This is a genomic window from Streptomyces sp. NPDC057654 (assembly GCF_042800135.1).
Lineage (GTDB): Bacteria > Actinomycetota > Actinomycetes > Streptomycetales > Streptomycetaceae > Streptomyces.
The window spans coordinates 1-4,857 of the sequence record NZ_JBHVHQ010000663.1; the positions used below are offsets into that span (position 1 = coordinate 1).

The window sequence follows — 4,857 nt, forward strand, 5'->3', positions numbered from 1 at the left end:
GCCTGGAAGGGCTTGACTTCGCGCCAGGGAGCACCCATGACGGACCGTTCCGACTTCCCCGCCGACATGCCGCCAGGCGAGCGCATCCAACGACTCCGCGAACGACGCGGCATGAGCCGCCCAGTGCTGGCCGGGCTGTGCGGGCGCGGCCCGGACTGGCTGAAAGGCATCGAGAAGGGCAAGCGGCAACTGCGCGACCACGGTCTGCTCGTACGCGTCGCGACAGCGCTTCGGGTCTCGGATCTGTCCGTGATCACAGGCGAATTGACGCCCCGTCCGATAAGCCCGGGGGCGCGCCTCATGCTGCCCAGCGCCAACGGCGTCCGTGACGCCGTACGGGGGTCGTTGTTCTCCGAGCCTTCCGAGGGCGCGCCCGAGGGGACGCCGAGCGTGGACGTGCTCCGGGGCCGGGTCGCGGAAGCGTGGCGCCTCTGGCACACCTCGCGCTTCCAGCGCTCCGAGGTGTCGGCGCTGTTGGCGGGGCTCATCCGCGACGCCCAGTCGCTTCCCCGCCGGCTCGAAGGGCCGGAACGCCGGCAGGCGTACGCGGTGCTCGCCGACGTGTACCACCTGGCGCAGCAGGTCACGGCGTACGCCGTCGAACCGGAGCTGTACTGGATCATCGCCGACCGTGGCAGGCGGGCCGCGCAGGACGCGGACGACCCACTGAGCCTCTCGGGCGCGGCGTGGGCGTTCGGCAACGGCCTCCGGGAGACCGGCTACGCCGAGGAGGCGATCCAGGTCGCGGAGGAGGCCGCCGAGGCCATCCGCCCCCGACTCGACGACGCGCCGGACGACTTGAGGGGCATGTTCGGCGCGCTGCATCTGCACGCCGCGATCACGTGCGCCCGCGAAGGGCGTGACGGCGACGCGTGGCGGCACTGGGACGAGGCCGACCGGACGGCGGCCCGCCTGCCAGACGGCTACGTCCACTCGTGGACCGTCTTCGGCCGGGCGAACGCCGACTTCCACGCGGTGAGCATCGGCGTGGACCTCCGTACGCCGGGATCGGCGATGAACCGCGCCGAAGCCATCGACCTCGACGCCATGCCGAGCGTCGAACGCCGCTCGCGCGTACTGGTCGAACTGGCCCGCGCGCAGCGCCAACGACGGGACCAGGCAGGCGCGTTGCACTGGATGCGACGAGCGGTCGACGCGTCCCCGGAAACCGTGCGGTACACCCCTTCGGCGCGGGTCCTCGTAGGCGACCTCGCGAAAGACGCCCGCGGCCCCCTCAAATCCGACGCCGTACAGCTCGCCGAGGAGGTGGGGGTGCTCACCGCGTAGGGGGGCAAACTGCCCCCCAGGCCGGTTCCCCGCCGCTCTAAGGTCCCAGGCCTCAACAGAGAGGCGGGGATTTCCATGGGCGACGCGGCCCTTCCTGCTGTCGCGAATACCTCCGAGCCTGCCGCGGCTGTAGTCGAGGCCGTACTCCGTGCGGGCGGGGCGTGGGCCATAGCGCCGGCGGATTGGCCGGCGGCGAGTGAGTGCCGCACTGATCGGGCCGTACTGGCGCGCGTACGGAGCGCGCTCGGCCGTATGAAGTGGCTGTTCTCGTGAAGAGCCAGGCACGGGCGGCACTGGCCCGGCTCATCGCCGAACGCGGCATCAACGGGGTGCTCGTATTCCCCAAGTCGGCCGCCGCAAAGGCATGGTGGAGTGAGTCGGCGAGTGGGGCGGATCGGCTGCCCGGGTCGATCGCTTTTCCGCCGTGTCAGTGTCCCGAGCACCGCAATGGGCGCGGCAGGGCCGATACGGACGTGAAGCTGACCGCGCGCGACGTCAGCGACCCCCGGAACGGGGTCGGACAATGACGCGCCCTCCCGTACAGCGGCGGCTCCGCCTGGCCTGGCACTGGTGGTTGCTGTACGGGCAGTTCTCTCGGCCGGTGCGTGCCGTATGGCCCAGTCGGCGTCGGGTGCATGAGGCGGTGGCGGCTCGGTGTGCTGAACCCGGCTATTACGACGCGGCGTTGCGGCGAATCGCGCTGCGGATCAAGAGCAGTGAAATCGCGGCGGGGAAACCGGACGAGAGTCGGCTGCTCCGGCGGCTCCTCGGTTCGGAAGCCGAACAGATCATGAGGAGGGGCCGATGAGCCGCAGCTACCGGTACGTGACGTGGAAGATCACGGAGGACACGTCGACGTACCCGGACTACCGCGCCGATTGCGTCACCGGGGAGGAAAAGGACTGCGGCGAAATGATCCGCTCCGGCGGCCTGGAATGGGTCGAGGAATGGATGCGCCGCCACACTCAGGAGACGGGCCACACCCGCTACTGCCGCATCATTGCCGACTACGTGACGATGGAACCCCCAGAGGGGTACGCGGGCCGCCCCGTCATCGGCGAGACGACGCCGCCCCGGCTCGTACTCCCTACCCGGCCCGCGAGCAGCGGTGGCGGCGGTGGCGAACAGTGACTCTGGCCCGGTTCTCCGCGCTCGCCGTGACAACGGCCTCGTTCGTGAGCGTCCTCGCATTCGCGCTCACGCTGATCGTCGCCGTCCGTCCCTGACACAGATCGTCAACTGATCGGTTCTTATGGGACTGGTCGCCGCACCGGCCTTGCGTGAGGGTTTTCAAGGAGGCGGCAGTGCGGCATTCGCGCGCTCCGCCCGTTGCCGCGCCGAGTGTTCAGGCGCATTCACGAGAGAAGGAAACACACCCATGCGCGCCCTTGTGGTCGATCACGGCGAGGCCGGACCCGTCCGGTTCGCCGATGTCGATGAGCCCGTACCGTCCAGCGACGAGGCGCTGGTAGAGATACGGCACATCGCTCTCAACTTCGGAGAGCTGAACTACGTGGAGCAGTGGCCGGCGGGCGCTGTGCACGGTCACGACGCGTCCGGCGTCGTGGTGCGGGCAGCGTCCGACGGCTCGGGGCCGCCCGAAGGCACGCGCGTCGTGCTGGGGATGTCCGCCCACGCGTGGGCGGAGCGGGTGGCGGTCAGGCCCGCGTCGCTCGGCATCGTTCCCGAGGGGGTGGACCTGGCCGAGAGCGCCGCGCTGGGTATCGCCGGAGTCACCGCGCTGCGGGTGCTGCGCAAGCGTTCCCTGCTGGCGCGCGACGTCCTGATCACCGGCGCCAGCGGGGGCGTGGGGCACTTCGCCGTCCAACTGGCGGCGCTGGCGGGCGCACGGGTGACGGCGCTCGTGGGTTCGCCGGACCGGGCCGCCGGACTCCGCGAACTCGGGGCCGACAGGGTTCTGACCGACCTTTCCGACCTGACCGACCTGGCCGAGACCGCGTGCCGGTTCGACCTCGTCCTGGACACGGTCGGTGGGCCGCTGACGGTCCAGGCGTGGAATCTTCTCGCCGAGGGCGGCACCATCCACGTGGTCGGTTACTCCTCGGCGCAGGACACCACGTTCCCGTCGGGGGTCCTGTTCGGTTTCGGTGAGCCCCGCACCATTTCCACCTACGGCGACATGACGCCGACGAGTGAGGAGCTGACGGACCTGCTGGGCCTCGTGGCCGCCGGGAAGCTCTCGGTACCGGTCGGACTGCGCGACGACTGGCGGGACGTGGGCGACGCCGTCCGGGCGCTGTTCGCGCGGAAGGTACACGGAAAGATCGTTCTCGACGTGGCCTGACGTCCGTGGATGAGAATGGAACGATGGACGTACTGGCGGAGGCACTGCGCGTATCGGGTGCGCGAGGGGCGCTCGGGGTCGTGCTGAAGGCCGGAGGAACCTGGGGCCTGTCGCTGGACGCCTCACCGGCAGCGGCCCTGCACGTGGTGTCGCGCGGCACCATGTGGCTCCACGTCCCGGGCGAGAAACCCCTGGAGGTGCAGGCGGGAGACGCCGTCCTGCTGCCGCCGGGCACCGCCCACGGGATAGCCGCCGGGTCTGGTGCGGCGATGGGTCCCTGTGACCGTAAGGCGACGGACCAGGCCCTCACCGACGGCAGTGCCCTGCACCTGGGCTCGACCCCGGCGCAGACGGAAGTGCTCGTTCTGCGCTACGAGCAGGACCCGGAGGTGAGTACCCCGGTGCTCACCTCCCTCGTCCGGCCGATGCACGTCACGAGCCGGGAGAACGCGCAGCTCAGAAAGACCGTCGAGCTTCTCACGGCGGAGCTCGCGCAGCCGCAGATCGGCACCACCGCCGCCGTCAACAGCCTCGTCGACCTGCTGCTCATCCAGTTCGTACGCGTCTGGCTGGCCCGCCACCCGGAGACGCGGTCCGGCTCATGGCTGGGCGCGATGCGTGATCCGGTCGTGCGCGACGCGCTGGCTTGTGTCCACGCCCGACCGGAACACCCCTGGACCACCGAGTCCCTGGCCGCCGCGACGGCGGTCTCCCGAACGACGCTGTCCCGGCACTTCCAGTCCGCCCTCGGACAGACGCCGGGCGCGTACGTGACGCAGTGGCGCATCGACCTGGCGTCCGTCCGGCTCCGCGACACCGACGAACCGGTCGAGTCGATCTCCGGCGCGGTCGGCTATGCCTCTCCGCACGCGTTCAGCCGCGCCTTCCGACGTGCGCGGGGCGTGCCCCCGGGCGAGTACCGCACTCGACTGCGCAAGTGATCGCCTGTCGGTGATCGCAGGCAGGCGATCACCGACGGCCGGACGGCCGCACCACCGCCCGGTCGAACTCGGGTGTCGTAGCAGGCAGGTGGCTGGGTGGCTGCCGCGTGGGGCGGTATTGCGCCCGGCCGACTGCCGCGTTCGTCTCGGACCCTCCGGGTCCAGAGCGCCGGCAGCGGAAGGGAGGGGGTGGGGCGGCTGTCGGTTTGCTGTCTGCGGCCCGTCTCGTGGCTGGGGTTCAGGCTGGCTCCGCTGCGCTGCGCCGCTGGCTGCTGCCGCGATGAGGTGGATGCCCGGCGGCTCGGGTGCGGGAGCGTTTCGGGC

The 4,857-nt window shown here is 70.8% G+C and carries 4 protein-coding genes; all 4 read left to right on the top strand.

The genetic code is table 11. The annotated features are described in order from the left end of the window. Window positions 1-36 precede the first annotated feature (36 nt). The 4 genes from ACFU99_RS33140 to ACFU99_RS33155 all read left to right on the top strand — a co-directional run bounded on the left by ACFU99_RS33140 (window position 37) and on the right by ACFU99_RS33155 (window position 4,533). A complete protein-coding gene (locus ACFU99_RS33140) occupies window positions 37-1,287 on the top strand; it encodes a helix-turn-helix domain-containing protein (protein ID WP_384399097.1) in 1,251 nt (416 codons plus the stop codon). Window positions 1,288-2,091: 804 nt separating this feature from the next. Then, window positions 2,092-2,418: a hypothetical protein gene (locus ACFU99_RS33145; protein WP_384399099.1), complete on the top strand. Its 327-nt coding sequence runs from the start codon at window positions 2,092-2,094 to the stop codon at window positions 2,416-2,418. A 247-nt stretch (window positions 2,419-2,665) separates the two neighbouring features. Then, entirely contained in the window at window positions 2,666-3,592 is a 927-nt protein-coding gene (locus ACFU99_RS33150; RefSeq protein ID WP_384399101.1) for a zinc-binding dehydrogenase, read from the top strand. Window positions 3,593-3,615: 23 nt separating this feature from the next. Then, window positions 3,616-4,533, top strand: coding sequence for a cupin domain-containing protein (locus tag ACFU99_RS33155; RefSeq protein ID WP_384399103.1), 918 nt, complete (start codon window positions 3,616-3,618; stop codon window positions 4,531-4,533). The last annotated feature ends 324 nt before the right edge of the window (window positions 4,534-4,857 follow it).